Here is a 1,053-nt window from a genome sequence, read left to right as displayed (position 1 = left end):
GGTGGTTCGCCAATAGACGTAGTAAAAACATATATTGAAAATCAAAGTGAAAAGTGAGGTGAAATGATATGACAAAGCAGAATAAAGCATATAAATTCCGTTTGTATCCAACAGAAGACCAAGCACATCTTATGCGTAAAACTTTCGGTTGTGTACGTTTCGTGTATAACAGAATGTTAGCTGAACGGAAAGAAGCGTATGAAAAACATAAAGATGATAAGGATCAACTAAAGAAACAAAAGCTTCCCACTCCTGCGAAATACAAAGCAGAATTTGAGTGGTTAAAAGAAGTGGATTCATTAGCTTTGGCAAATGCTCAACTAAACTTGCAAACTGCCTATAAAAATTTCTTTCGTGGTCAAAATGACTTCCCAACATTCAAAAGCAAAAAAGACAGAAAGTCTTATACAACGAATGTAGTGAACGGAAATATTATGTTGCTTAACGGTCATATCAAATTGCCAAAACTGAAAATGGTACGTATCAAACAGCATAGAGAAATACCACAAGGCCATATAATCAAGTCATGTACGATTTCTATGACACCTACTGGTAAATACTATGTGTCCATTTTGACTGAATACGAAAAAGAGATCGTACAAAAAGAAGTAGAAACAGTTGTTGGATTAGACTTTGCGATGGATCAATTATACGTCAGTTCTGAGGATGAGAGAGCCAATTATCCTAAGTTCTATCGTGAAATGTTAGACCGATTAGCAAAGGCTCAACGAGTATTATCAAGACGTACAAAAGGTTCAGGGCGTTGGAATAAACAACGTATCCGTGTAGCTAAGCTGCATGAAAAAGTAGCAAACCAACGTAAGAACTTCCTTCATCGTAAGTCTAAAGAGTTAGCTACTCATTTTGATGTTGTAGCTATTGAAGATCTAAATATGAAGGGAATATCGCAAGCACTTCATTTTGGAAAAAGCGTCGCTGATAATGCTTGGGGTATGTTCACTTCTTTCTTAGCTTATAAACTAAATGAACAAGGCAAACAGCTTGTGAAAATAGACAAATGGTTTCCTTCCACAAAAACATGTAGCAGTTGTG

Annotated in this window: 1 protein-coding gene; it reads left to right on the top strand. The window is 36.1% G+C overall.

Annotation, left to right across the window (positions count from 1 at the left end; translation table 11 throughout):
- Window positions 1–68: 68 nt before the first annotated feature.
- A partial coding sequence (locus tag DN400_RS28065) for an RNA-guided endonuclease TnpB family protein (protein ID WP_147802063.1) occupies window positions 69–1,053 on the top strand: 985 nt, incomplete at its 3' end.

Source organism: Bacillus sp. AR8-1, from assembly GCF_008042345.1.
GTDB classification, from domain to species: Bacteria; Bacillota; Bacilli; order Bacillales; family Bacillaceae_G; genus Bacillus_A; species Bacillus_A cereus.
Note: the sequence above shows the minus strand (reverse complement) of the source record. Positions and strands in the feature narration are given on the sequence as shown.